This is a genomic window from Neobacillus cucumis (assembly GCF_016908975.1).
Classification (GTDB): domain Bacteria; phylum Bacillota; class Bacilli; order Bacillales; family Cytobacillaceae; genus Neobacillus; species Neobacillus cucumis.
The window spans coordinates 113,465-140,355 of record NZ_JAFBEX010000001.1; the positions used below are offsets into that span (position 1 = coordinate 113,465).

Below are 26,891 nucleotides of genomic sequence, written 5' to 3' on the forward strand. Positions count from 1 at the left end.
CACTTAACCCCCGAACCACTCTGTTTTTTGGGCCTTCGGGGTTATGAACACCTCTTATCCCCCGAACCACTCTGTTTTTTGGCGCTTCGGGGGTTATGAACGTCTCTTATCCACCGAACGACTCTAGTTTTTGAACCTTCGGGGGTTATGAACGTCTCTTATCTACCGAATGACTTTAGTTTTTGAACCTTCGGGGGTTATGAACGTCTCTTCGATCAAATTTATTGACCGCCAATATGCACAATAAAGTAGGGAAACCACTCTCATGGCTTCCCCCTTATCAAACCGTACGTGCCCTACTAAGGCATACGGCTTACCCGTATGTTACAATGTTAATCAAGATTATGCGTTCCAGGCATTTTGCATCTTTCGTAATCGGTGAGGAGTAAAGTACTCTTCGCCTTTTTCTTTTGCTCGTTTTACTGCATTTTGTTGCTTCAGTTTCCCTTTAATTTTCATTTCTCTAACGTAATCCTCAAGGGTATAGCCATAGGCTTTATTCAGATACAGCCAATAGCTGGGTATCAATTTAATTCCTACAAAGAAACTGTTACTCCATTTATAACGCATCTTTTGTTCTTTCTTCTGGTTAGGATGCTTATGAATAAATGCTACACGCAGTCTTTTTCTTATGTATCCATCTATGTTTAGGAAGATATTCCTCATCCATCGAGTTATACAGTGGCTTTTCTGACCTAATTCTTCATTAGCTTTAATGGCTTTAATTATGGTCACATAATAGTTAACTTTCCCTCGTATAATTGGGTTTACTCGATTAACCCATTCTTCTTTGCTTAAAGTTAATGTCTTTCTAGTCTTATCTTTAATTTTCATTCGAAAATCCTTTATAGACTCTTTCTTTGGTGTTACACGAAACTCAGGTTTCTTATCTTTACCTGTTTCCCAATGGTGAAAAGTAAACCCTAGAAAGTCGAAGTCATCTTTCCGAAAATTAACCACTTTTGTTTTCTCTTTGGAAACCTCTAAGCCCATTTCTTGTAGCTTTCTTTTGGTCAGAGATGCAGCCTTCTCTATTTCCTCTTTAGATTTGGCAAATAATAAGAAATCATCAGCGTAGCGAACAAATCTTATACCATTTAAGTCCCACTCCCAGTCTAATTCATTCAAATATACATTAGCCAGTAGCGGGGAAATTACCCCTCCTTGCGGGGTGCCATAATCAGAGTGTATAAGTTTTCCTTCTTCCATGAAACCAGCTTTTAACCATTGTTCAATTAAGCCAAGGACCGTACGGTCCGATACATATTTCTTTAAGACTTTGATAAGATTCTTGTGTGGTATATTGTCAAAGAAACCTTTTATATCACAATCGTAAATATGATTATATCCTTGTTCAATGTTCCAAAGAATTATTTGTAGGGCTCTTTGAACCCCTCGATTTGGTCGGTAACCCACTGACCAATTGTGAAAAAGATTGTCTTCAAATTTTGGTTGAAGTACGTTTACAACGCTTTGTTGGACTATTCGGTCCTCAATTGTTGGAATTCCCAGCGGTCTCTTTTTCCCGTCTTTCTTTGGAATGTATACTCTTCTGACTGGTTGGGCTTGATAGGTCTTCGATTTCAACTTTTCTAAAAGCATCATGATGTTCTCATGCAGTTTAGCATCATAACTTTCTATTGTTTCTCCGTCTATTCCACCAGCTCCATTGTTCGCTTTAACTTGTTCAAAGCTTTGTGTTAGCTTACGGTCGAATAGAAGCTGTCCATAGACACTGTGTAACTTAAATTTCCATTCTTGATTCATTGCGTATTCCATGCCTTTCCTTAATGTACATTCAAACAGTTTTACCGCAGTAACGTGATTGTTAACATTACATCTTGTTCATGGCATAGAGCCATAGGTCGTTCCCCTTCCGTTCACTTGATGTTATGGTCATCAAGCTACTTCCGTACTATGAGAACGTCTGAATTCTCCTCCGTTCTTCGTCACTTCGGATTTCCCTTATAAACTAGAACCCTGCCTGTTTGGTAAGAAGAGAATCTCACGGGGTCATCGCATCTTCCTTCTAAACATACCCTTCACCATCACGTGATAAGCTGCATTTTCTCGCTCTGACTTCTAAAGAAAATACCTTTTTATAGTGGGCTTCCTCATTTTTCGCAAAGTCGCCAACTTATCCCGCCGCCGTGATTCACACTTATTGCATTAGGGTCTATTTCTTCGCCTATGGACCTCTCGGTTTTCCACATCTCCTTCAGACAGCACCTCACGGCAACTGCCCTAGATTAGGCTTCCCGAGCTAGGTCAGTCTTCTCGGGGATGGACTTTCACCATCTGGAATTCTAATTCTTCTCTTTCAACCAGTCGTTTCATCGAGATGACGTCTCTGTCCTGAAAAAGAAAAAGAAGGGCAGTGGATTATTCACGCCCTATGCGACTGCCCGTCGCACAAAAGGCTGCCTAAAAAGGCAGCCCTTCCCAATCCAACTTTAGTTGAAGTGTTATTAAAACTATTAACCCATATCAATTAGCCAGAAGTAAAAGAAGGACAAAATAACTATTTTTGCATAAAGTGTAATAACAAGATAGACATACCATTAACAAGTAGTTGCCTTTCTTAATAGGGTTAGTTAAAATGAACAATTAAGAAAAAAGTAAGGGAGACTACTACTATGTGGAGTGAATTTAAACAGTTTGCCATGAAAGGCAATGTAATTGACTTAGCGGTTGGGGTGATCATTGGCGGGGCATTCGGTAAAATCGTCTCTTCTCTTGTTGCCGATATTATCATGCCATTAGTTGGATTATTAACAGGAAAATTAAACTCTTTTGCAGAGCTTTCCTATCATAGTTTGGCATACGGAAAGTTCATCCAGTCAGTTGTTGATTTCTTTATCATCTCATTTTCCGTTTTCTTATTTGTAAAATTTATTAACCGTTTTAAAAAGAAAGAAGCACCCGCAGAGATTGTGGTACAGGTAGACCGTCAGGAAGAACTTTTAACTGAGATTCGTGATTTATTAAAAGAAAACCAAGAATTTATTAGAAAAAATGAAACATCTTGACCATTCATACGTATATCTTAATAAGAAAGCTTTTTAGGACTTTCTATTCAAATTCATTTTGAGGTGAAGAGTTTTGTATACACAAACATCGACTGAATTTATTCCTTCCGTTTTTAGAACGTTTGCTCTTTCTTTAGCGATCGCCTTCTTAGGGACGATGGCCGGGGCATTTGTCGTGCCGCCTGGATTATTTATGCCGTTAATGATTTTAGAATTTGTAATGCTGATTACCGCTTTTTTCTTTAGAAGGAGAAAAGCCGTTTCCTACGGGTTCCTGTACACTTTTACATTTATTTCAGGAATTACACTGTATCCAATTATCGCTTACTATCTGTCAACGGCTGGGGCAAATGTAGTGGGGATGGCATTTGCCAGCACAACCGTTGTATTTACTGGTATTTCCATTTACGCGGCAAAGTCTAAACGTAATTTTTCTTTCTTAGGCGGGTTTTTACTCGCAGCCATCTTAGCCTTAATCGCCATTGGGATTTATAATATGTTCTTGCCGTTAAGTTCAACTGGACTACTAGCCTATTCTTTTATCGGGGTATTAGTATTCAGCGGTTATGTTCTTTTTGATATTAGCCGTATGAAGCATTACGGTGTAAGACCAGAAGATGTGCCACTGATGGCTTTAAACCTATATTTGGACTTTATTAACTTGTTCATCAGTATTCTACGAATCCTCGGGATTGTATCTAGCAGAGACTAGAAAATAATACATCAGGAGCTCGGTGTAAACCGAGCTCCTGCTTTTTTTCTTTCTAATTACCGATCAGTTGCTTTCGTTACTAACCCTTTCATAAAGATAGAAACGCCAATCTTCTTACAAATCGTTAAATAATGCATAAGTGCTAAAAGAACGGCCCCTGTATTCATGCCGATGATGACCCCATTCATCTGCCAATCATGCGAGGAACCAAGCCAAAGAATTAGACCGATCGAGATAATGGTCGCCCAAATAATATGAAAAAATAATTCTTTCAACATATCAAGACCAATCAAAAACGCCTGCATCGGCATGATAAAGAAATGAAAGAGAAAATACGGCCAAAGTAACTGCAGATAAATGGCAGAGGTGTCAGATTTAAAAAATAAAGATGTTAATTCGGGTGCCCAGAAATAAAAAATTGTCACCGCCGGAATCCCATAAAATAGCGTGATGGTCATAACCTGCTGAAGCATTTTCTGCAAGGTTTGGTAATCCCCCTGGGCATTGGTTTTAGATACAGCCGGTATCAACACAATCATTAACGAATGGGCGATAAAAGCAGGGAAAAAACCAATCGATGCAGCCACCCCCATCAGCATGCCAAATTGCTCCGTTGCGAGAGTACTGGATAAACCAGAATAAACCAAAGCTCCCTTGATAACAAAGGGTTGAAAAGCACCCATAATCGCGGAGAACAGCCGTAATCCTGTCGTCGGAATCGACACTGCAATTAAGTTTTTCCGGACCCCTTTTCGATTCATATTAGAGAAAGGTTTACGCTTTAACTGCTGGAATTGAATGATAAACAAATAGAATAAATATAAAAAGACAATCACTTCACTGCCAATCAAAGCGCAAATAGCAATCAACAAGGACGCCTCTGCATCAAATTTGAAGAAGCGAAATAGAAGAAACAAACCTGCAAGCTGTACAGACTTTCGCAAAAAGTTAGAGACCGCAATTTTCCCCATCTCTTGTACTCCCATAAAATATCCCCTCGCGACAGAGGTGAAGGAAATGACAGGGATGAGAGTCAGCACTAGCCATCTGATATAGGGATGGTAATCATTAAAGACTGGGATAAATGGAAGGAGTGCGGCGGCGGCTAAAAAAAGAATACTGGTAAACGTGATTGTAATGGTTAAGGCATGGTAGAGAATGTTTCGGTGATATCGCTGTTCTCGTTCCGCGATGAATTTTGAAATTGAAACCTGTAATTCAAAGCTCGACAATAAGACAAGCAAAAAAATCGATGGAAGAATCGTCATATACATTCCCAACCCATGTGATCCCAGTTCCCTCGCTAAAATCATATTAATTAGGACTTCAATCATTTCACCTAAGAATGCAGAAGCGGCTAGAAAAAAGATTCCTCTATAATAAATACCCAATTTACAAATCTCCCTTACTCTCATCTCTTTTTATAACTTATGAGACAAGTTCCTTGAATAGTAGGGGAAATTTTTAGAAAACAAAAAGGGCTGATTGCCAGCCCATTAAACATTTGTTGAAATGACTTGTTTACGTTCACTTTTTTTCACTAAATACATCGTCAAGAAAATAATAAATAACAAGCCAATTTGCGTTAAAGTAGTTTCATACGTTGGATATAGCCCAAGCCAGTCAATAAACGGTAATCGCTCCACTGTCGTCGTTGAAAGCACGTTTGAAACTTGGAGTGCATGGATGCTGATCCCTAGAATTTTAAACGCTAAGAAATATATAAAAATCGTTGCTGTTCTAAAAAACATGCGAATCGGAATTTTGACACTATAATGGATAATCGCAAAACCGACAATCACCAACAGGACAATCGCCAGGCCAATTCCTAATAACAATTCTGCTAAACTAATATAAGGGGTAATTCCTGTATAGAAAATAATCGTTTCTGCCCCTTCACGGAAAACAGATAGAAAACTGATAAAGGCAAAACTCATCAAGCTTCCTTTTGCGATCGCCTGCTGCATTTGCTGATTAATATACTGATTCCAATTCCCGATACTTGATTTATTATGGAGCCATGCACCGACTGTCAGCATCATGACCACCGCGACTACTCCGGTAATTCCTTCAATGTATTCCCGGCTTGAAGCAGCCACGAATTTGGAAAAGACGATATTAATCATCACGGCTAATACGGCGCTCGCTAAAATGCCTGCAGCCACTCCGGTCCAAATCCATTTTTGTTTGGACGATTGCCCCATCTTTTTCAAAAAGGCAATCAGTGTTACTACAACTAATAACCCTTCTAATCCTTCTCGGAGTAAAATCAGGGCTGCATCCCACAAAGAGTAACTTGTTTTACTTAATAAAGGTGCAAGCCGATCAGAAAGATTTTTTACAATTTCAGAAGCTTTATCCGCTTTGACATTCTGTGAATTTAACAAACTGATAGCAGAAGGTACCTTTGTTTCCAAATCACTGTACAGACTGCTGTCCCGTGTTTGGACATCTCCCTCGACCATGGGCCAAATTGTCAGGATTTTATTTAAATATTCACTGGCACCATTATAATCCTTTTGAGAGATAGCCTTGTCGGAATCACTTAACAATGTCGCTAAGTCAGCTAAGGTATAATCTCCTTCGACCTGCTTGGATGCTTTTCCAGCAAGAAAGTTTTCCACTTCGGTTCTTAACAGATCCAAATTTTGTGCGGCTTTGTTTAAATCAGCAGGTTCCTGTGTTATGGCAATCCGAATAAGTGCCGAGTATTTTTCAATATTCCCGTATGCTCCAATACTCTCATCGTGAACAACCTTTTCCGAAGTAGTATTCCACTCATTCGTTAATTGTTGATATTGACTCTTTAATTGAGCCGTGTCTCCTTTTTTAACCGAATCCTCCATCAACGTAATAATTGGAAGCAATTGCTTAACTTTTTCTTTCCCCTTTTCTTTATCCTGTGGATTTTGCTCCTCATCATATTGAACAACAGCACTTGATAGTGCTGAAAGACTTTTTGACAGTGCCTCTTTATTCACATCATCTTTAGCTAGTAAACGTTGAACCTCTTTTAATGCTGAATCCACTTTTTGGGCTTGTTTGCTATCGGCTTGCTTAATGGACTTCCATTCGTTAGCAAACTGCCCCATATTTTGGGCTACAACCTTTTTTTCGCCATCTTTAGCCTTCATTAAACTATCGCCAATTAAAACGAACAGTTCATCATGATTCTCTGCTGCTGCTACGGGAAGGCTCAGCTGCAAATAACTGATAAGCATAACCAGCATTAATAAAGGCTTCCATTTTAAACACTTCATATTTTTCGCTCCTCTGTTAAAAGAAAACCACTAGTTAAATAGTGTTTCTCCTATAAAACCACCCTGTTTCGCTCCAGGTAAGCAAGCAAAAATGGCACTTCCACGGTGGGATGTATATTCGTTTAATTTATCCATTTTCGCTAACCGGGTTTGAATCGGGATAAACTGTTTGCTTGGTTTTCGCTGGAAACATAAAAACAATAGACCCGCATCAAAGCTGCCTGTTTTCAAATCCATTCCATCTGCATACGAATAGGCTCGGCGGAGAATTTGCTGGCTGCCATCTCCATGGGATAATCGTACATGAGAATTGCTAGGAATATAGTCTTCACCATTTTCCTTTTTATGATTGAAATCTAGATGATCCAATTCATTTTTTTGCCCTAATGGCGCACCACTGTCCCGATAGCGGCCAAAGGTATTTTCTTGTTCCCGTAAATTTGTGCGGTCCCAGACCTCGATAAACATTTGAATCCTGCGGACAACTAGGTAACTGCCATTTACAAGCCAATCAGGACCATCCCCAGACTGAACCCAAACATGTTGGTTCAGTTGTTTTTCACTATCCACATTCGGATTTACCGTCCCATCTTTAAAACCAAATAAATTCCTTGGTGTTTCATTTTTGGAATCAGCCTGCTTTGTTCGCTGGAAACCTGTTTGGGCCCATTTTAGTGTGGCTTTTCCTCTTGCAATCCGGATTAAATTTCTCACAGCATGGAAGGCCACCTGAAGATCATCCGCACAGGCTTGGATACAAAGATCGCCTCCGGTCCATTCCGCTTCCAATGCATCGAGAGGAAATGCCGGGAGATCCACTAACTCCTTGGGCTGCTTGTTTTTTAATCCAAAGCGGTCTTGGTTGTCTTTTACAAAAAGACTTGGTCCGACTCCAAATGTAATCGTTAAGTTGGACGGTGACAGCCCTGCAGCCTCCCCCGTATCTTTTGGAGGTAACAATTCATTACTTGAAAGTTCACCGATTGCCTTTCCTTCTATCATCAGTGCAGCCGCCTTGGTCCATTCCTTAAACAAATCAGCCAAATCGTCTTTATGAGTAGTTGTAATATCTAATGAAACAAAATAAACATGATTTTGAGCTTTGGTGGTAATGCCACTCTGATGTTTTCCATAAAAAGGGACAGCATCTTGGTTCAATTCAGGACTTGATGCCTTGCTCTCTTTCAGAGCAAGGACCCCGCCAAGTCCTGAAGCCCCTAATATGACCCCCACGCCACCGATTCCGGCGGTTTTTAGGATATCCCGTCTAGAAACCTTTTTTTCAGTTAATGCCTCTAAGCTGTTTAAATTGTTTGTCAATTAAGACGCCTCCGTAATAATACCGATTTGTGAAAGTGGTTCTGCAAGAGCATCAATGGCTTGGCTAAGTTCTTTTACCTGTGCTTCTGTCAATTCTGTATAAAGCATATAGCCATCACCTTTTTTATACTGGTTTAGCAGCTTAAATACATCATCAAAACGAGCGTCTATCTCTGTTGAAACTTCTTTATCTTTTTTCTCAAGTGTTGGCTTTAGTAATTGGAAAATTTTCTCCGCCCCTTCAACATTTGCCGCGAAGTCGTATAGATCAGTGTGAGAGTAGCGATCCTCTTCTCCGGTTACTTTTGATGTCGACACTTCATTTAATAGGTCAACTGCCCCGGTGATTAAGACATCGGGTGTCACATCAACCGTTTCGACTTTTGCACGCAGCAAATTGACATCCTTCATCAATTGGTCAGCCACTTGCTCATAACCCTTTGTAGTGTTTTCCATCCATAATCCTTTTTCAATTCGGTGGTATCCACTCCATTCCGAGGCAGAGACATCCCCTTCACGGGCATCGATTTTTGGATCTAAGTCACCAAACACCTCAGCGATTGGCTCAGCGCGCTCATAATACATCCGCGCTGGTCCATAAAGTTCCTTTGCCTTGTTAAGGTCGCCGTTTTTAACAGCTGTTGTGAATGCTTCTGTTGCCTTCACAAATTCTTCAATCTCGGTGATTGCATATATCCTATATTCATCTGTTACCCCTTTTAACGCTACATCTGATGTGCTAGTGGTTTCCTTTACCTTTTCTGCAGAAGAGGCTTGATCGGAGTTGGAACAGCCAAATAGAAGACTGCTAGATAGTAGTAAAACACCAGATAATGTATGTAATTTCATTTTTTGATATTCCTCCAATAGATTAATAGTGAGAATGATTTTCATTATTAATATAATACCAATAAATGAGAACAATTTTCAATGTTTTTTTTAAAAATTTGAAAAACCTCCCAAATTATTGGGAGGCCTCGGGTGTTATTTTATTAAGGAATGTTTAAAGGCATAGATAACTGCTTGAGTACGATCTTGGACATTTAGTTTGCTTAAAATATTACTAACATGTGTTTTGACTGTTTTTAGAGCAATAAATAACTCATCCGCAATGTCCTGATTGGTCTTCCCCTCTGCCATCAACAGCAGGATTTCCAGTTCGCGGCTCGTTAATTCTTCGTGTGGCAATTGGGTAGTTTTTTGACGCATTTTGACCATCATTTTTCCAGTTACTTCTGTCTCAAGAACCGATTGCCCATTATAGGTTGCGCGAACCGCATTGGCGATTTCGCTGGCCTTTGAGGTTTTCAGCATATAACTTGTTGCCCCAGCTTCAAGTGCCGGATATACCTTTTCATCATCCAAAAAGCTTGTCACAATAATAATCTTAGCATCAGGCCACTCGTCAATTATTTGTCGGGTTGCTTCAATCCCGTCCATTTCCTTCATTACGAGATCCATTAATATAATGTCAGGACGAAGAGCTAAAGCAAGTTCGACGCCTTGTTTTCCATTATCAGCCTCTCCCACTACTTCAATGTCCGGCTGTGCTGAAAGGTAAGAAGATACCCCAATTCTAACCATCTCGTGGTCATCGACAAACACTACTCTAATCATTCACACCATCTCCATTAATTATCACCGGAACCTTTACTTCCAGCCTTGTTCCCTTATTTTTAACACTTACGACTTTTAAGGTGCCACCTATCTCAACCGCTCTTTCACGCATGTTTTGCATGCCATAAGAGCCTGCTTTCATTTCATTTACTTCAAAGCCAATTCCATCATCTACAATCCTTAGAATCACAAGGTCATCCCTTTTCACTAACAATACTTCAAATTGGGTTGCTTTTGAGTGTCTGAGAGTGTTGGAAACTGATTCTTGTAGAATTCGAAATAGGTGGTCCTCTACCCCTTTATCTAATGGGAATTCCTCAAGTTTCCATTTAACTTCCATTGTCACCTTTTGAGATAATTCGATTAACAGTTCCTCAATTCCTTCCTGAAGCGACTTATTCTTAAGAGCAACAGGACGTAAATGTAAAAGGAGTGCCCGCATTTCTAATTGCGATTGATGGATCATGTCTTCCACTAATTTTAATTGTTTAGTTTCACGATCATTTTCTGTTTGTACTTTGGTTTCATTAATGGCTGACATCATCATTGAGGCTGCAAACAATTGCTGACTCACCGAATCATGCAATTCCCTGGCAAGACGATTCCGCTCCTGCTCGATGATTTCCTGAATCCTGGCCTCTTGATCTTCTACCTTTTCAGTTGCTAAACGCTGTGATAATTTGGCCTGTTCAGACATTTGCTTGCCAATTTTATCAATTCGGCTGGCAATCGCTTGTATTTCCGAAACCGAAGGCTTTTCTGTTCCTTCTATTTGTCTTCCTTCTTCTAGCTGATGCAAGGAATGCTCAATCAAATGTAACTGTTTCCTCCAAAAAAGCCCTGAAAGGCCGCCTAAGAATATACCAATGGCAATACTAAAGACTGGAACAAAAATGACAATTGGAATATTCATGAAGTCCCTCGTCCATAATTCCGACCAGTCTCCCAATGGGAAGACATAGATTAAAACCGCGCCAATGACTAATGCCAGCAGAAACGAAAACCATAAACTCCAAATAATTTGCCGCTGGGTTGAACTCATATCCGGCTCACCTCTAAATTTCCAACCACAAGCGATGTCACAATTTTCACTTTTGCCTCTGCATGATCATAGCCAGGCGTTTTTAGATGAAACACTTGATTGAATAATTTCCCTCCGTAATTGCCAAACACGTTGGCTGAACCCACGATACCAGAATGGTGAATGCTTACTTCAGTCTCATATGGAACCAAGATATGAATATTTCCAATAATATTCCGGATAAAAATCACTGCTTCTCCCTTTGGAAGCATAGTAAAGCTAAGATCGATGGTGGTATCCCCAATCCCAGCTTGTATGTTTACATCATCCCATTCATATACACCAAGAGGCGTTTTTTGCTGTCCAAAAGGAATATTATGAAATAATGTTTCATAGCTAATCAACGTTTCCTCTATCTGTGTGGGATCTTTGGAAATTAGCTCTGGTGATAGTTTCTTAGGCTGCTTCTTCTGATTAAAATATTGGATAAAAAAGTGCAATAAAATAGCTAATAATATAAACTTAAAGGTCATCATATTAACAATACTAAGAATAAAAAAGACAATCCCTGCGATAAAAAGAACTTTCCCCAGCTTTTTACCAGACTTCTTCCGTCCTAGATAAATCATCCCGCCTGCAATAAAAAGGGAGAATATCAGCCCTCTGTTAAAAAATAAAATCTCCAAAAGGAGGATCACCATTCCTACCATTACTAACCAGCCCAGATAATCATTTTTTGCATTTTTAAACATTGGCCACCCTCCCTTTTATGTATTATTTCTATCGAAAAAGACGCAGTTGTACTACGCCTGCTTGCTCCGTTGTTCTACTGAATACCGCTTTTCTTATAGAATACCATTTAAAGACAAAAAATTCGTTGTTTCCATCGATTTTTCTTTATTTCATCATACCTTTATTCCTTTCTGCACATAATTGCGCCTAAGCTTGATTTTGTTCTCGGTCTTAAGACGTAGAAAAGGTCAGCCCTTGAAGCTTTTGTTCAAGATACTGACCCTTGCTGGTATTATTTTGATATAAACATCTGTACCCAGTAATAACCATATGAACCGCCCTTAGCGTAACCAACTCCTATCCGCGTATTGGAGCTGAGGATATTAGCTCTGTGACCTGAACTGTTCATCCATGACTGTACAACCGATTGTGGTGTCGTTTGGCCTGCAGCAATGTTTTCCGCTGCTGTCCGGTAGGTGATACCAAAATTCTGCATCATCGTAAATGGGCTGCCATACGTTGGGCTTGTATGACTAAAGTAATTTTTATCCCTCATATCCATTGCTTTGTAACGCGCTACACGAGACAGCTCCCAATCTGCTGTCATGGCTGGAAGTCCATTTTTTACTCGCTCCTGATTGGTCAATTGGATGACTTGATTTTCAATTGATTTTACACCGCTTAAGTCAGGAATCGTAACCTTTTGACCAGGATAGATTAAATTAGGATTCTTAAATTGTGGGTTTGCGGAAATAATTTCGCTAATCCCTACTTGAAATCTGACCGCAATTTTCCAAAGTGAATCCCCAGACTGAACCGTGTAAATTTGCTGCGCAAAAGAAATACTTGGTATACAAAATAAAGATATTATAAATAGAAATCCAAACCAAAAAGATTTTCTCATTTTATCGCCTCCTCGATATATAATTTTGATTTCCAGCTCAAAATATACAAATAGCAAAAAAAAAATTCTACTAAAGTAGAACAGTTTTTGGAGGACTCTAAAAGTGACAAACATTTCTGGGCTGACTTATATTATGTTAATCCTAGCGAGCTACCGATTAACCCATTTGATTGTGTTTGATAAGATTACCGAATTTATCCGCCGCCCATTTGTAAAAAAGATCAAAGTCGAAACCGCTGAGGGTACAAAAACAAAGGAAGTACCCAAATCAATGTTCGGCTACTTATTAAAATGTTATTGGTGTGCGGGCGTTTGGAGTGCTATTTTTTTAGGCGCCTTTTATCTGCTTTTTCCAAAGGTCACTTTTGTGATCATTTTAATTCTATCCATTGCCGGCGGCCAATCCATTATTGAAACCTTTGTTGGAGTGAACATAAAAAAGGTCGATTATTATGCAGAACTTCAGAAAAAAGATACCAGCAAACCCTAGACAAAGTGGAAGAAATAATCCCTCCTGCGCATATATTTAGATATGCTTTGAGCTTTAAGCATATTTAAAGGGGGTAATCCAATGACAATATGGTGGATAACAACGATTGCTTTCGTCCTTTGTCTTGGCATTGCAGGAGGTACCTTTATTCATTTCTTACGGCAAGGACTGGATACAGACGATGCCCATAGAATTGATAAAATTAAATCAGAACAAGATTCCCCATAACCTTCCCTCTGAATTCCCTTAAAACTCGCCAAAACAGCGGGTTTTTTTATTTTTCGAGAAAAATAATGTGTCTTCTGCCTTACATGTTTTTTTCACTTTAGGAAAAATTAAACATGTGAATAATCTAAAGCGGAGGAATACATATGAGTTCAACTGACAACACCCAAAAGAAGTTTCCACGTACCTATTGGCGTGAAATCGAACTACCGACATTTCAATCATTAGACCAAGATATAAATGTTGATGTTGCTATTGTTGGCGGGGGAATTACTGGAATTACCGCGGCCTACTTATTGACTAAGGAGGGGCTAAATGTTGCCATTCTTGAAGCTGGCGGCATTTTAAACGGAACGACCGGACACACAACCGCAAAATTAACAGCACAACACGGGCTTATTTATGATGAGTTCATTCATCATTTGGGGAAAGAAAAAGCAAGAAAGTATTATGAATCAATGATGATGGCGGTTCAGTTTGTCGAGAATACTGTCAAAGAGAAAGGTATTGATTGTGACTTTAGCAAGCAGGAGGCTTATGTTTATGCCACAACGGATGAGTATGCGGCTAAGCTAAAAAATGAGTGGGAGGCATATAAAAGCCTCGACATTGCTGGGGCCTTAAAAGACTCAATTCCATTTAATATACCCGTTAAAGCCGCACTAATGATGAGCAATCAGGCTCAGTTTCATCCATTGAAATTTTTAAAAGCACTTTTAGAGGAAGCTATTAATGCAGGCTGCTCTGTGTATGAGAATACAGTTGCGGACGGTATTGAAGATGACTACCAAGAACCAAAGGTTGTCACTAAATCTGGCCAAAGAGTAACCGCTAAGCATGTGATTATTGCTTCCCATTTTCCTTTTTACGATAAACCGGGACTATATTTTGCAAAAATGTATGCGGATCGCTCATATGCCATCGGGGTCAAGACTAATCAAGAATATCCTGGCGGAATGTATATCAGTGCAGACAGTCCATCACGTTCGATTCGCTATACACCACTTGATAATGGCGAAAATCTGCTGATTGTAGGTGGAGAAAACCACAAAACAGGTCAGGGTGTTGACACCTTAAAGCACTTTGAAGAACTGCAGCACTTTACTGAAGAGGTCTTTGGAATAAATGAATACCAATACCGCTGGTCAGCACAGGATAATGTAACACTTGATAAAATTCCTTATATTGGACCATACACATCTCAACGTAAAAATGTTTTAGTGGCAACTGGCTATAAAAAGTGGGGCATGTCTACAGGAATATTAGCGGCTCATCTTTTAACAGATTTGATTGTCCGCGGTTCAAACCGGTTTGAAGACATATACTCTCCGTCAAGGTTCCAAGCTGACCCTGATTTGAAGAGTGTCATTACTACCAATGCGGATGTGGCCAAGCACTTGCTAAAAGGCAAACTTGAGATGATTGAACGAGTTCCGGATGACTTACAAAACGGAGAAGGTTCCGTTGTCTTGTATCAAGGAAAACGTGCCGGCGCCTATAAGGATGATAATGGAACGCTTTATATAGTCGATACAACCTGTACCCACCTTGGTTGTGAATGTGAATGGAACCATGCTGAAAAGTCTTGGGACTGCCCATGCCACGGGTCACGCTACTCGTATGCAGGAGATGTAATTGAGGGTCCAACTCATAAGCCGCTCGGGCTTCTTCGAAAAGGGGAGGTTTGATAAGGTGAGGGCTGATATTAACAAAAATCGAATATATTAACAATTCTCACCTTTCTATCCCAAATTAAAAGAACGCCCCTTCCCTTCGGAGGAGGCGTTCCCTTTTATTTGCTATTCGGACGATTCCGTTTTAACTCTTCACCAGTTGTAAATTCCACTAATTCATCACTGTCTTTCATGCCCTTTTTACGATTATTATTACGCTGTGCATTGGCATTTCCTAACTTCTGTTTTCCCACACTACCATCTCCTTTTCAAGAAATCTTTTATAGTATGGATGAAACAGATTCCCCCTATTCCTGCACGAAGATAGGTGCTTTTCTGCAACGTGTTATTTGCTCAAAGGCATAAGCAATTTCAATTAATACAGGTTCACTAAAGGCGGTTCCGGCAAATGAAATACCGACAGGTTCTCCGGCTGAAGTATACCCTGCCGGAACTGTTATTGTGGGATAACCTGCCTTTGCACTAATATGTGACCCTTCATCATTTGGAATCACAATCACATCTAATCCACTCTTTTCTAGAGCAAAATCAATCCCTTGCTTGGTGGAATGATATAGATCAAATGCTAATGCATCGATATAAGCTGGCTCCGTTAATGATCCGCTTGTTAATTCTGATTCTACCAGCACATCTTGTCCATATTTCAGCATTTGTTCTTTATTTTTTTTATTAAATTCGATTAAATCAGCAAGTGTTCTAATAGATATCGACGGGGAAAGTTTACTTAAATAGGCATTTAAATCAGGTTTAAATTCATACATCAGAACATCATATTTCCATTCAGCATTTACAGAAGGAATCATGATATCTTCCACTACCTCAGCCTCTGAGTTTTTTATTACCTCTAGTGCAGCTTTCACAACGTCTGTCTTATCTTTAGTTAAAAGCTCAAAAAATCCTTCTTTTGCAATACCTATTTTTTTTCCTTTAAGACCGTCTTTCCGAAGAAAACTTGAAAAGTCTGTACCTATGAAAGGATTGGTTTTCGTAATTGGGTCACGCTCATCCATTCCACAAAGTGCCGTAAGCAATATAGCGGCATCTTCACCTGTCCTTGCCATAGGACCGGCTGTATCCTGTGTATGTGCAATCGGAATAATTCCTCTCCTGCTAATTAACCCAACCGTAGGCTTAATTCCCACCAAAGAGTTCTGACAGGAAGGATTTAAGATAGAACCAGAAGTTTCCGTCCCAACAGCTGCAACAGCAAAATTCGCGGCAATCGCTGCTCCCGAACCTGAACTAGAGCCTCCCACATCGAATTTTCCTGGTCCATATGGATTAAGGACCTGCCCGCCTCTCGAGCTATAACCACTCTTCATTCCATATGCCATAAAGTTTGCCCATTCGGTCATATTGGTTTTACCAATTACAATTACCCCCGCTTTACGTAATTGCTCCGCCACGGCTGAATCCTCTAAAGCAATTGAATCCTTTAATGCCAATGAACCTGCACTTGTATGCATTTTATCGTGAGTGTCAATATTATCCTTGATTAAAATTGGAATTCCATGCAACGGGCTGCGCGAACCGGATCTTTTTCGTTCTATGTCTAGCGCTTCCGCAATATGTAAGGCATCAGGATTGATTTCAAGGATCGAATGAATGGACTTGTCATAAATAGAGATTCTCTTCAAGTACAGCAATACAAGCTCTTTAGAGGTAAGGTCACCACTTGTTAATTTTTCCTGTATCTCACGGATGGTCACTTCTTCAAGCCATTCTTCCAATAATTTTTTCAATTTAGGATTTCGCATGATTTTCCCCTATATTTTCCATATAAAAATGCAAGTCAACGTCAATAAAAAAGCAGTGGAAAAAACCACTGCTTCTTTTTAACGATTTTGCTTTTGTTTTCTTTGGTCTTCCGCTACCATTTTTCCTTGATAAAAAATTCTCTTGTGAAGCGGAATTTGTAATTCCCGGCAAAAACGCTTCAATTCTCGTTCTTCACGTTCGGTTACCAGTGATATGACAGTCCCGTCAGCACCCATTCTTCCGGTTCTGCCAGCTCTGTGGACATATTGGCTGATATCCTTAGGAAAGTCAATCTGGACCACATGGCTTACTCCTTGAATATCGAGCCCCCGTGCAGCAATATCTGTGGCAATCAGCATTTTCATTTTTCCATCACGGAAATCCTTTAACGCGGCTTGTCGTTCTAGCTTTTTCATATCACTATGAAGTATCCCAATAGATAAATCCTTAAATAATAATTTCTCTTTGAATACTTGAATCTCACCAATATCATTTATAAAAGCAAGTGATTTACTATTCTCAAGGCGAGCAATTTTTTCAAGCAGCTTAATTTTATCTCTTTGCTCACACAAGAAATAAATATGTTCCACTTCTCCAGAGGAAGCAGCCTCATCTTTTTCAATCCGTATTACTTCAGGGTCTTTAGTCATTTCTTTAGCTAATTTTTCAGTTGCTTGCTTCATTGTAGCCGAAAATAATACAACTTGCCTGTCTCCCATGGTTGATTTAATAATCTGCTGGACTGTCTGTAAATGCTCTGGAATTAACAGCTGGTCTCCCTCATCAAGGACCACCATCTTGATTTCATGCATCTTTACTTTTTTTTGCTTGATTAACTCCAGTAACCGTCCTGGGGTAGCAAATATAATATGCGGTCGTTTCTTTAATTTTTCAAGCTGTCGTTTTAGGTTTGCACCGCCAATGATGGACGTCCCTCTAATCCCGCTTCCTTCCGACCACTTTTGGAATTCTTGAAATACCTGCATAACAAGCTCTTGTGAAGAGGCCAGTACTACTGCCTGTAAGGAAGGTGTCTTGCTATCGATTTTATGTAACAATGGAAGCAAATAGGCAAGTGTCTTCCCGGTACCTGTAGGTGATTCGGCCACCACATCCCTGCCTTCAAGTATTAGTGGGATGGCTGATTCCTGGATAGAAGTTGGGGCCTGGAATCCTGATTTTTGCCACGCTTCCTGTAAAAAAGGGTGTAAAGTGTTTAACATTTTGTACTCCTTTTATTTCAAAATCATTTTTTACGTTTATTATTGGTTATTACATATCGTATTGATACTATCTTATTATGTGGAAGGTGTCTAGTTTGGAATTATGTTGATGTTTTGAGGTAGAGGATGATCCAGACCATGTGATAGATAAGAACTGATGAATATAGGACACAAGTTGTAAGGAGCAGCTTTCTTACCCTACCTATAAATGGTTTCAGATAAAATAAACCAAGCAGCATAAGCGGAAGGATGATCTTAATAAAATAAAAATAGGACCAGCCTTTGCTAATCACTTGGCTCATCATTGGATTCCCTTCTTTAATTAATCCAGTTGATATTCCAACTTGCGTCAAGATTGCATCTAATAAACCAGCTGCAAGTAAAAAAATACAAGGGTTCATGGCTCCTCCTTTTATGGTTATACTAATCTAAATCTTCTTTATTACGAACAAAAACAAGAAAAGGAGAGGCTGCTTTAAGGCAACCCTAGAAACTTATTAATTTACATACTTCCCACTATCAGGTTTAGCTATTCTTTTAAAATTCGCTACCAAATAGCTAAGGTTCTTAGATAGCTCCTCTCCGCTCATCGGGATTCCATGCCCGGTCACAGCAATCTGTGGCTTTAGGGCTTCCAATTTTTTAACAGACTCGAAAGCCGCATCCCAATCTGTCGTAAAATATCTAGGCGGACCGCTAATTTCCTGTGTTTGTGTCACGACCTTATAAAGAGATTCCTGTTTTACAGTGACAAAGGCATCACCAACTATAAGGGCTTTGTCTTGGTCTCTGAATAAGGAGATATGACCCGGTGTATGTCCTGGAGTATGTATCCATCTCCAGCCTGGCATATTGGGAACCGTTCCATCACTTGGAAGCGCCCGCACGTGTGGACTAATATCAATTCCATGATTCGGAAACATCGGAGACATTCTAGCTACAAGCCCGCTGTCCACACTGGGATCTCCAGGCGGATAATCCTCTTTACCAGTTAAATAAGGGAGTTCTTTTTCATGCGCATATACTGGAATGTCCCAATCCTCTAATAAAGCAGTAAGGGAGCCAACATGATCGAAATGTCCATGGGTTAGGATGATTGCTCTCGGAAAAGCCTTTTCCCGAAAACGTTCTTGCAACATGTCCTTAATTTGAGCATCCGACCTTGGCATGCCTGTGTCAATCAATACAAATTCATTTGAATCACTTGGATTTCCTACAACGACAAGATTGACAATTTGATTCGTGTAGCAATAGACATCAGGAAGCACAGCTTCACCAACTCCGCTACCTACAGATGTCATCGGTAAAAACGAGTCTTCAAATTTATTATCCTGAATCTTATCCACTCAGATACCCCCTTTTTACTATTATTTAACCTAATAATCCAATTTATGTCGGTTTAAAAAAAACCTGGCCAATTACATTATAACAAACATTTAAGTTCTTAATAAAGCATCATTAAGAACCTATGCTAAGGTCCTTAATTTCGAAAGGTTTGTGAACAATGCGGTGATTCGATTAATTAGAGTGCAATAGATGATAGAATTACATCTAGATAAACAAAATATTGGAGTTGAATATGATGTTAAGTATAATTGCATATCTAGCTTCATTTAAAGATTACATTGTCCCATTTGTAGTTTGTCTTTTCCTCATTATTGGTCTCAGCTGCTACTGGTTTGTTATAAGGAAGAAGTTTGTAAAATTTAATAATCATAAATAAGCGTGAATCCTCCTGAATCCACGCTTTTTATCGGTCTTCTATTATGAACGAAATGTCCTCCAAAACTCACCGTTAACATCTATCCATTCCTTAAGTTCATGAAATGAGATCGTAAATGTAGGAAAACCGGCTGCAAATGAGGCAATATCGTAAGGGTGAAAAAAGATATTCAAGCCAGTTTCACTGATAAAAAACGGCTGAGCCGATTGTATACCATGGTATTCATTTGGAAAGAGGTATGAATACTCATCATTACTTTTTATCTGTTCCTCAATCAAATCACTGATTGCCTTAACATATGGACTTCCTGCCTTGAAAAGATCTTTCAATTGATAGAACTTGCCCGTTCTCAGATTTATATGTGCATATTTTTTGATTGGCATCCCATGTGCCGCACAAAATGGATATTCGTATCCTGTGATTTCAAGCACTAATAAATCTTTCATGAAAAAAGTAATCTCAAAATCACCTGTATAACTATATTCTAATGGAGTCGACGGGACTGGTTTAACCCCAGCCATTTCCTTTAGCTTTTCATTTACCTGAGCAGGATTTGTCATTCCTTTAATCTCAGGGTAGTATATAAGATAATCAAAATTAGGCCTATATTTTTGTTCTAAAATGGCTAGTTGTTTCGTTAATGGAAAAATAGATGCTTGTTCCCAAATCAGCTCATTCGTTTGACTAAAATAAATCACGCGTTGATCAATATCACCTTTTATAAGCGTCTTATCAAAACTAAGCCACCCACCTCCGCTTACTTGGGGTAAGTGAACCACTCGATTCCCAAGAGTATCAATAAAGTAGGTATACTGATCATCAGATACAGATGCCAGTCCGTCCTGAAAGTGTCCGATTTCACGAAAAATAAACCCAGTTAATAGATGTCCTTCATGGTCAGCCACTGCAAAAATCGATCTTATACATGCCTGTTTTGGATCGAGCTCCTTCCCAATGGCAAACCGGTTTTCCCCTAAGTATACAATCCCGTTATAATGAGGCTTTATTATATAATTTCCATCAGGTTTAATGAGTCCATATAAGCCTCGCTGATCACCGTCTATACTGACAACAGCACGACTATCAACAAAACGCTCTGCTGTTGTGAAATTTGGCTCCATAACAATGTTTCCCTGAATATCGATATAGCCATATTTTCCATCATTACTTTTTTTAAAGGAGAGAAGCCCTTGACCATAATTGCCTACCCATGCATATGGATAGGTTTGCAATACTTTACCTGTAAGGTCAATTAATTGATACTGCCCCTTTAACGTTTTAACAACAGCCCTTCCCTCAGTAAATTCACTTGTCGATTCATAGATGAGCGGAATCACTATCTTACCTCTTTTATTTAAATACCCATACTGATAATTCCCTTGTTCGTCTGTTTCTGCAGCTTCCACGCGTCCCTGTATATATTCAGGGCTGATTACCGTATAAGCCCTATCGGTAATCACTTTGCCACTTTCATCAATGACTTTGTTTCCTTCTCGGTCATTGACAATCGAACGCCCCTCTGAAAACGACTGAATCGTATCATATTTGGGTTTCACGATAAAATAACCTTGTTCATTAATAATTCCTGATTTATCCATTAGATGAACAATGGCTAATCCATTATCTTGATAATCTTCCGCTTGGTCATAGATAGGTGGAAGCACCACTTTACCTTTCGCATTGATGTACCCCCATTTGGTTCCGCCAATTTCGCGAAAAGCCGCAGGAAATAAATAAACTCCCCTTACTTCTTGATAAAATCCAACCATTGTTTCACACCCATTATTTTTTAATATATATATGAAAATATTAGATAATAAGTGTGATGACAAAAAAATAGCACACTAATGAAGTGTACTAACTTTTATCATTATTAAATTATAGGCTGTGTTAAAGGATATTGTTGATTTCGGAACGATGTTGATTGGAGCGGAAGGCGCTCGACTCCTGCGGGAGTACGGGGCAGAGGAGACCCCACAGGCGCTTTCATCGCCGAGGAGGCTCCCCGGCACGCCCTCGGAAAGCGAGCGCTTGGAGCGGAAATCAACATCCATGTTAACACAGCGAAATAATAAATGATTTAAACTACTTGCTTTAATATATTAATGACCAATATAACGGGCTTCAGGGATTAATTGTTTCCATTCTTCATAAGTAATAATGGTATTCCAGTGCCCAGTCATTTTCGCAACTCCAATCACAACGAAGAATAAAACAAAGAATGTAACCGGAACAACCCATTTATTGACCTTCTTCTTGGCAACCGTCATGTACAATGTATCTTTAATCGGGCATGCTTCTACACATGACATACACGCAGAGCAATTAAGTGAATTTACCTTTTCCAGCTTATGAACCTTTAAACGCTGCGGACAAACCTTTGTACACATTCCGCAGTTGGTACATGTATCAACCTTTCGCTCAATTTTAGTTATTCTAAAAATAGATCCCAAACTAATTAAGGCTCCGTAAGGGCATAGGAACCGGCACCAGAAATTTCTAAAAAATAAAGATAAAATAAAAATAACAATAATGAACTTCAACATAAATCCACTAATATTTAAGAATAACAAGAGCATTTTCACATCGGAGACTTTATTATAATTATCAACTAAAAAACTTTTCGCACTAAAGATATCCATCTGCATGACCATGCTTATAAAAAATAACAACAGAATATACTTAATTGGGGTTAACAGCCACACAAGCCACCTAGGCATATCAACGTTCTTTTTAAATATTTTTCTACCAACCCAGGCAAGTAGTTCATTGACGGTGCCTATCGGACAAATCCAGCTGCAGAAGGACTTCCGAAGAAGGAGCCCTGTCCCCACAAAAAACGAAAGCAACACAAGACCGGCAGGATGGACAACATCAAAATCTCCGCTTGTTAGCCACACCTTTAACGCCACGAGGGCACTAATGGGCAAAAAACCCTCGACAGCTGAAGGCCGTTCAACGAAAGGTGTTTTGCCATTCGTGACAAAATGCTCATAAAATTGATAAAATTGCAAACCTATGTATAGTGAAAATAACATAAAAACAGCTTGAACCGCATATCTCGTAATCTGTATGGGTTTATGTTTTAATTTTTTTCGATACCAAGCCATAGACTTCATACTGGTTCCTCCATTCATTATTAACCTAACTATAATGAACGCGAAATTGGAGGGATGTGATATTAATCATCCGTTTTCTTGGTTTCAAGAAAATGTCACATTACCATTCTTATTTTTGTCAAAAATTTATTAGTCTCAATATAGTACCAATACAAATTGGAATAAGTAAGATACACAATAAAAAATCCAGCGGAACGTTTCCGCTGGATATACTTATTTCTCTACTCCAAAGACAATGTTATTCTGCCTTCTTGCCTCTTCGGTAATTCGAAGAACGATGTTACTCCAATCTTTCAATTGATTATATTCCATTGTATGATGGTTTTGAATAATGTTGGCGATATTGATACATTCATAGACCATGTTTTGTTGTTCCTGGTCCACACTTAAGATTTGACTTTCCTTTGTATGTGAATCATGGAACAGAATTTTCGAAATTGGGGCCGCATCTTCAAGGACAAATGTCCCTTTCTCTCCATTTATTTCACAAGGAAGGACGGAATGTACTATTTTTGAACAGAGAATTGTACAAACAAATCCATCGTATTCTAATAGTAAAGTTCCGCTTCCATCGACACCACTTCGTAAGATTACAGGGTGATAGGATACCTTCTTCGGTTCCCCAAACAGTCCTACTGCTAAATATATTGGATAAACACCTAAATCGACAAGTGCCCCTCCTGAGTATTCGGCAGAGAAAATATTGGGTTCCTCTCCTTTTAAAAAGGCATCATAGCGTGAGGAGTATTGCAAATACGGAAGGATTGCACTTCTTAGTTGGCCAGCCATGTGCAGCTTTTCCTTTAGAATTTTAAAATTTGGCGTGTGGATATTCCGAATTGCCTCAAATAAGAAAACGCCATTTTCCTCAGCCATTTTATAGGCGGTTGCTAATTCAGCTGAATTAGAGAAAATCGGCTTTTCACAGATCACATGCTTTTTATTTTTTAAAAAGATTAACGTTTGTTCGAAATGAAGTGAATTCGGTGACGCAATGTAAACTGCCTGGATCTCGTCGCTTTTGGCCATTTCTTCTAAATCTGTATAATAGTTTGGTGCGTTATATTGTTGGGCAAGCTGTTTTGCTTTTTCTTCAGTCCGTGAATATACCCCTACTAATTGGTATTGTTCACTAAGTCTCGCTGCTTGGATAAAGGCTTCTGTAATCCATCCGGTACCTACTGTTGCAAAGTTGATCATACTCCTACCTCTTCCTATTAAATACTTCAAGATACCATTTTATCCTTTTTAAGCACCTTTTTCCAATATAAACAAGTAATTTTTCATATTCTTCCTGTTTTGAACATGAAATGATGGGAACAATGGAAAAATATCTGATTTTATGTTATTTATATGTAATAGATATTTAGAAAAGTGTAAGGCTTTGAATCATATAAAAGCAGACACTGATGAGAAAGAGGGTTGAAAAGGTGGAAAATCATACATCCAATTTCATAAAAGATATTATGATCAAAGATTTGGAATCAGGTAAACACCAAAAGATTATCACACGATTCCCACCAGAGCCAAACGGGTATTTGCATATTGGTCATGCTAAGTCAATTATTATCAACTTCGGATTAGCTGATGATTTTAATGGACAAACCAACTTACGTTTTGATGATACCAATCCATTAAAGGAAGATATAGAGTTTGTAAACTCCATTAAAGAAGATGTTAAATGGCTTGGATTCGAATGGGATAACTTATACTTTGCTTCGGATTATTTTGAGGAAATGTACAACCGCGCAGTTCTTTTAATTGAAAAAGGCCTTGCCTATGTAGATGATTTATCAGCGGATGAAATTCGTGAATACCGTGGGACATTGACAGCCCCTGGAAAGAATAGTCCTTACAGAGACCGTTCCGTTGAAGAGAATCTTGATTTATTTAAACGGATGCGTGCTGGAGAATTTGATAATGGTCAAAAGGTACTGCGCGCAAAAATTGATATGAGTTCACCTAACATCAATCTACGTGACCCGGTTATTTACCGCATCTCCCATGCAACGCACCATAATACAGGTGATAAATGGTGCATCTATCCTATGTATGCTTTCGCTCATCCGCTTGAGGATGCGATTGAGGGGGTAACCCATTCGATCTGTACAATTGAATTCGAAGATCAACGACCATTATATAACTGGGTTGTCGAACAATGTGCTATGGAGAGCACACCTCAACAAATCGAATTCGGCCGATTGAATGTTACGAATACCGTAATGAGTAAGCGGAAGCTCAAGCAATTAGTGGAAGAAGGGTTTGTCGATGGCTGGGATGACCCGCGCATGCCAACCATTTCTGGTATGAGACGGAAAGGCTTTACGCCAGAATCAATTCGTGCTTTTGTCAAGGAAACCGGTGTTCACAAGGGGTCTGGTGCAGTTGATTCGCAAATGCTCGAACACTATGTCCGTGAAGATTTAAAATTAAAAGTACCGCGGACAATGGGTGTGATTAACCCATTAAAAGTGGTTATTACGAATTATCCAGAAGGACAAATAGAATTATTGGATGCCGAAATCAACCCAGAAAATCCGGATATGGGAATGCGGAAAATTCCATTTTCTCGTGAAATTTATATTGAAAAAGATGATTTTATGGAGAATCCTCCAAAGAAATATTTCCGCCTATTTCCTGGTAACGAGGTTCGCTTAAAACATGCTTATTTCATTAAATGTGAAGAGGTTGTCAAGGATGCAAATGGTGAAGTGGTCGAACTTCGTTGTACTTATGATCCTGAGACAAAGAGCGGTACAGGCTTTACCGGAAGAAAAGTAAAAGGAACGATTCACTGGGTCGAAGCGACACATGCCGTTCCAGCTGAATTCCGTTTATACGAACCGCTTATTTTGGATATTACGGAGGAAAACGATGTGGAAGAAAAAACGTCTTTCCTTGATCATGTAAATCCAAACTCATTAGAAGTCTTGCAAGGCTTTGTCGAGCCGAATATGAGGGAAAGCGTACCGCAGGATAAATTCCAATTTTTCCGCCATGGCTATTTCAACGTCGATCCTAAAGATACGACAGTAGATAAGCTTGTATTTAATCGAATTGTTTCACTAAAAAGTTCGTTTAAGATTTAACAAAAGAGAACCTCTTTTTTCTAATAAAAACAGGTTCCGTTTTGAATAAAAAATGCTCAGGGCTAACCCTGAGCATTTTTTATATTTTCGGCTTAAGTCACCATCGCCGTTCCATAATTCTGTTTTGTACATAGACTCTTATTTATAGGTAAAGAAAGATGAAATGAGGGTAAGTACATGATTAATGTTTTATTTGTATGCCTGGGGAATATTTGCCGTTCACCGATGGCTGAAGCTTTGTTTCGCTATTTAGTCAAAAAGGAAAACTTGGCAAACAAAATCACAGTTGATTCCGCTGCAACCAGTTCATGGCAAATCGGCTTCCCTCCCCACGAGGGAACTCTTAATATTTTAAAAAAGTACAATATCCCCTCTGATGGGCTTGTTGGACGCCAACTAAAGAAAAATGACTTCTGGAAATTCGACTATATTATTGGTATGGACGAAAGCAACCTAAAAAATATTTACAAGATAACCGGCATGCGTAATCATCCAAAGATTATTAGGCTACTTGACCTGACCAGATACAAGAAGGATATCCCCGATCCATTTTTTACAGGTGATTTTGATCAAACCTATCGTCTTGTTTCAGCCGGGTGCAGGGTATTACTCAATAAAATACGCAGCGAGCAAAACTTATAACAACAAGGCATCCCTCTTGAAATAAAACCCTTATTAATAAGGAAGTTGTTTTTGGTAAATAATTAGATAGTTAAACAAGAAATAGAGGAGGACGACAAGTATGCAACAGAAACAACAAACTAAAGAGAGTATGGGTTCTATTATGCAACCAGAATTTGCCGGAACGGATGCACAAAAAGTTAAACAAGAAATTCAAAAAGATGTAAACGCAGGACAAGGTGACATAACTTCCCGAGAGGCGGGAGCAATGCGAGATTAAGAAAAGCGCAAGCGCCTTGGTCAGCCCCGATATAGGGAGATTTATCGATGGCAAGAAAAGCGTAGCCAGAGATT

25 protein-coding genes are annotated in these 26,891 nt (G+C 39.2%); 8 read left to right on the top strand and 17 right to left on the bottom strand.

Going from position 1 to position 26,891, the window contains the following annotated elements:
- Nucleotides 1-342 precede the first annotated feature (342 nt).
- Nucleotides 343-1,767, bottom strand: a complete 1,425-nt coding sequence (gene ltrA, locus JOC76_RS00520; protein ID WP_205175214.1) for a group II intron reverse transcriptase/maturase — start codon at nt 1,765-1,767, stop codon at nt 343-345.
- A gap of 869 nt (nt 1,768-2,636) precedes the next feature.
- Here ltrA and mscL point away from each other — a divergent pair.
- Nucleotides 2,637-3,029, top strand: coding sequence for a large-conductance mechanosensitive channel protein MscL (gene mscL / locus JOC76_RS00525; protein ID WP_205175216.1), 393 nt, complete (start codon nt 2,637-2,639; stop codon nt 3,027-3,029).
- A 73-nt stretch (nt 3,030-3,102) separates the two neighbouring features.
- Entirely contained in the window at nt 3,103-3,741 is a 639-nt protein-coding gene (locus JOC76_RS00530) for a Bax inhibitor-1/YccA family protein (protein ID WP_205175217.1), read from the top strand.
- A 56-nt stretch (nt 3,742-3,797) separates the two neighbouring features.
- Here the strand turns inward: JOC76_RS00530 and JOC76_RS00535 are convergent, their stop codons facing one another.
- The 8 genes from JOC76_RS00535 to safA all read right to left on the bottom strand — a co-directional run bounded on the left by JOC76_RS00535 (nt 3,798) and on the right by safA (nt 12,595).
- Nucleotides 3,798-5,132: an oligosaccharide flippase family protein gene (locus JOC76_RS00535; protein ID WP_205175218.1), complete on the bottom strand. Its 1,335-nt coding sequence runs from the start codon at nt 5,130-5,132 to the stop codon at nt 3,798-3,800.
- 105 nt (nt 5,133-5,237) lie between these two features.
- Nucleotides 5,238-7,001: an FTR1 family iron permease gene (locus JOC76_RS00540; protein ID WP_205175219.1), complete on the bottom strand. Its 1,764-nt coding sequence runs from the start codon at nt 6,999-7,001 to the stop codon at nt 5,238-5,240.
- A gap of 30 nt (nt 7,002-7,031) precedes the next feature.
- Nucleotides 7,032-8,321 (bottom strand): iron uptake transporter deferrochelatase/peroxidase subunit, encoded by a 1,290-nt coding sequence (gene efeB / locus JOC76_RS00545; RefSeq protein ID WP_205175220.1) that lies wholly within the window; start codon nt 8,319-8,321, stop codon nt 7,032-7,034.
- Nucleotides 8,322-9,170, bottom strand: a complete 849-nt coding sequence (gene efeO / locus JOC76_RS00550; RefSeq protein WP_205175221.1) for an iron uptake system protein EfeO — start codon at nt 9,168-9,170, stop codon at nt 8,322-8,324.
- Between the two features lie 135 nt (nt 9,171-9,305).
- The gene (locus JOC76_RS00555; protein ID WP_205175222.1) at nt 9,306-9,938 is read right to left on the bottom strand and encodes a response regulator transcription factor; all 633 of its coding nucleotides are present in this window, start codon (nt 9,936-9,938) and stop codon (nt 9,306-9,308) included.
- Nucleotides 9,931-10,980: a sensor histidine kinase gene (locus JOC76_RS00560; protein ID WP_205175223.1), complete on the bottom strand. Its 1,050-nt coding sequence runs from the start codon at nt 10,978-10,980 to the stop codon at nt 9,931-9,933. Before JOC76_RS00560 ends, JOC76_RS00555 begins: the two co-directional genes overlap by 8 nt.
- A complete protein-coding gene (liaF, locus tag JOC76_RS00565) occupies nt 10,977-11,711 on the bottom strand; it encodes a cell wall-active antibiotics response protein LiaF (protein WP_205175225.1) in 735 nt (244 codons plus the stop codon). Before liaF ends, JOC76_RS00560 begins: the two co-directional genes overlap by 4 nt.
- Before the next feature lie 272 nt (nt 11,712-11,983).
- On the bottom strand, nt 11,984-12,595 hold the full coding sequence (safA, locus tag JOC76_RS00570) for a SafA/ExsA family spore coat assembly protein (protein WP_205175227.1): 612 nt from the start codon (nt 12,593-12,595) through the stop codon (nt 11,984-11,986).
- Between the two features lie 103 nt (nt 12,596-12,698).
- Between safA and JOC76_RS00575 the strand changes: the two genes are divergently transcribed.
- The 3 genes from JOC76_RS00575 (at nt 12,699) to JOC76_RS00585 (ending at nt 14,998) form a co-directional block, all read left to right on the top strand.
- The gene (locus JOC76_RS00575) at nt 12,699-13,085 is read left to right on the top strand and encodes a DUF1360 domain-containing protein (protein ID WP_205175229.1); all 387 of its coding nucleotides are present in this window, start codon (nt 12,699-12,701) and stop codon (nt 13,083-13,085) included.
- A gap of 81 nt (nt 13,086-13,166) precedes the next feature.
- Complete coding sequence (locus JOC76_RS00580) at nt 13,167-13,313, top strand: hypothetical protein (RefSeq protein WP_205175231.1); 147 nt, start codon at nt 13,167-13,169, stop codon at nt 13,311-13,313.
- 143 nt (nt 13,314-13,456) lie between these two features.
- Nucleotides 13,457-14,998: an FAD-dependent oxidoreductase gene (locus JOC76_RS00585; RefSeq protein WP_205175233.1), complete on the top strand. Its 1,542-nt coding sequence runs from the start codon at nt 13,457-13,459 to the stop codon at nt 14,996-14,998.
- 104 nt (nt 14,999-15,102) lie between these two features.
- Here JOC76_RS00585 and ypzF read toward each other — a convergent pair whose 3' ends face one another.
- The 8 genes from ypzF to JOC76_RS00620 form a co-directional block, all read right to left on the bottom strand.
- The gene (gene ypzF, locus JOC76_RS30360) at nt 15,103-15,237 is read right to left on the bottom strand and encodes a protein YpzF (protein WP_307784671.1); all 135 of its coding nucleotides are present in this window, start codon (nt 15,235-15,237) and stop codon (nt 15,103-15,105) included.
- A 54-nt stretch (nt 15,238-15,291) separates the two neighbouring features.
- Nucleotides 15,292-16,761, bottom strand: coding sequence for an amidase family protein (locus JOC76_RS00590; protein ID WP_205175235.1), 1,470 nt, complete (start codon nt 16,759-16,761; stop codon nt 15,292-15,294).
- Between the two features lie 78 nt (nt 16,762-16,839).
- Nucleotides 16,840-17,985, bottom strand: a complete 1,146-nt coding sequence (locus JOC76_RS00595) for a DEAD/DEAH box helicase (RefSeq protein ID WP_205175237.1) — start codon at nt 17,983-17,985, stop codon at nt 16,840-16,842.
- A gap of 101 nt (nt 17,986-18,086) precedes the next feature.
- The gene (locus JOC76_RS00600) at nt 18,087-18,386 is read right to left on the bottom strand and encodes a DUF5658 family protein (RefSeq protein WP_205175239.1); all 300 of its coding nucleotides are present in this window, start codon (nt 18,384-18,386) and stop codon (nt 18,087-18,089) included.
- 96 nt (nt 18,387-18,482) lie between these two features.
- The gene (locus JOC76_RS00605) at nt 18,483-19,286 is read right to left on the bottom strand and encodes an MBL fold metallo-hydrolase (RefSeq protein WP_205175698.1); all 804 of its coding nucleotides are present in this window, start codon (nt 19,284-19,286) and stop codon (nt 18,483-18,485) included.
- 463 nt (nt 19,287-19,749) lie between these two features.
- Nucleotides 19,750-21,477: a WG repeat-containing protein gene (locus JOC76_RS00610; protein ID WP_205175240.1), complete on the bottom strand. Its 1,728-nt coding sequence runs from the start codon at nt 21,475-21,477 to the stop codon at nt 19,750-19,752.
- A 333-nt stretch (nt 21,478-21,810) separates the two neighbouring features.
- A complete protein-coding gene (locus tag JOC76_RS00615) occupies nt 21,811-22,827 on the bottom strand; it encodes a 4Fe-4S binding protein (protein ID WP_205175241.1) in 1,017 nt (338 codons plus the stop codon).
- A 213-nt stretch (nt 22,828-23,040) separates the two neighbouring features.
- Nucleotides 23,041-24,024, bottom strand: a complete 984-nt coding sequence (locus JOC76_RS00620) for a Gfo/Idh/MocA family protein (protein WP_205175700.1) — start codon at nt 24,022-24,024, stop codon at nt 23,041-23,043.
- A 212-nt stretch (nt 24,025-24,236) separates the two neighbouring features.
- Between JOC76_RS00620 and JOC76_RS00625 the strand changes: the two genes are divergently transcribed.
- The 3 genes from JOC76_RS00625 to JOC76_RS00635 all read left to right on the top strand — a co-directional run bounded on the left by JOC76_RS00625 (nt 24,237) and on the right by JOC76_RS00635 (nt 26,817).
- Nucleotides 24,237-25,916: a glutamine--tRNA ligase/YqeY domain fusion protein gene (locus tag JOC76_RS00625; protein WP_239557454.1), complete on the top strand. Its 1,680-nt coding sequence runs from the start codon at nt 24,237-24,239 to the stop codon at nt 25,914-25,916.
- A 177-nt stretch (nt 25,917-26,093) separates the two neighbouring features.
- Nucleotides 26,094-26,558 carry a low molecular weight protein-tyrosine-phosphatase gene (locus JOC76_RS00630; protein WP_205175242.1) on the top strand — a complete coding sequence of 155 codons (465 nt, stop codon included), beginning with the start codon at nt 26,094-26,096 and terminating at the stop codon, nt 26,556-26,558.
- 100 nt (nt 26,559-26,658) lie between these two features.
- A complete protein-coding gene (locus JOC76_RS00635) occupies nt 26,659-26,817 on the top strand; it encodes a hypothetical protein (protein WP_205175243.1) in 159 nt (52 codons plus the stop codon).
- Nucleotides 26,818-26,891 lie beyond the last annotated feature (74 nt).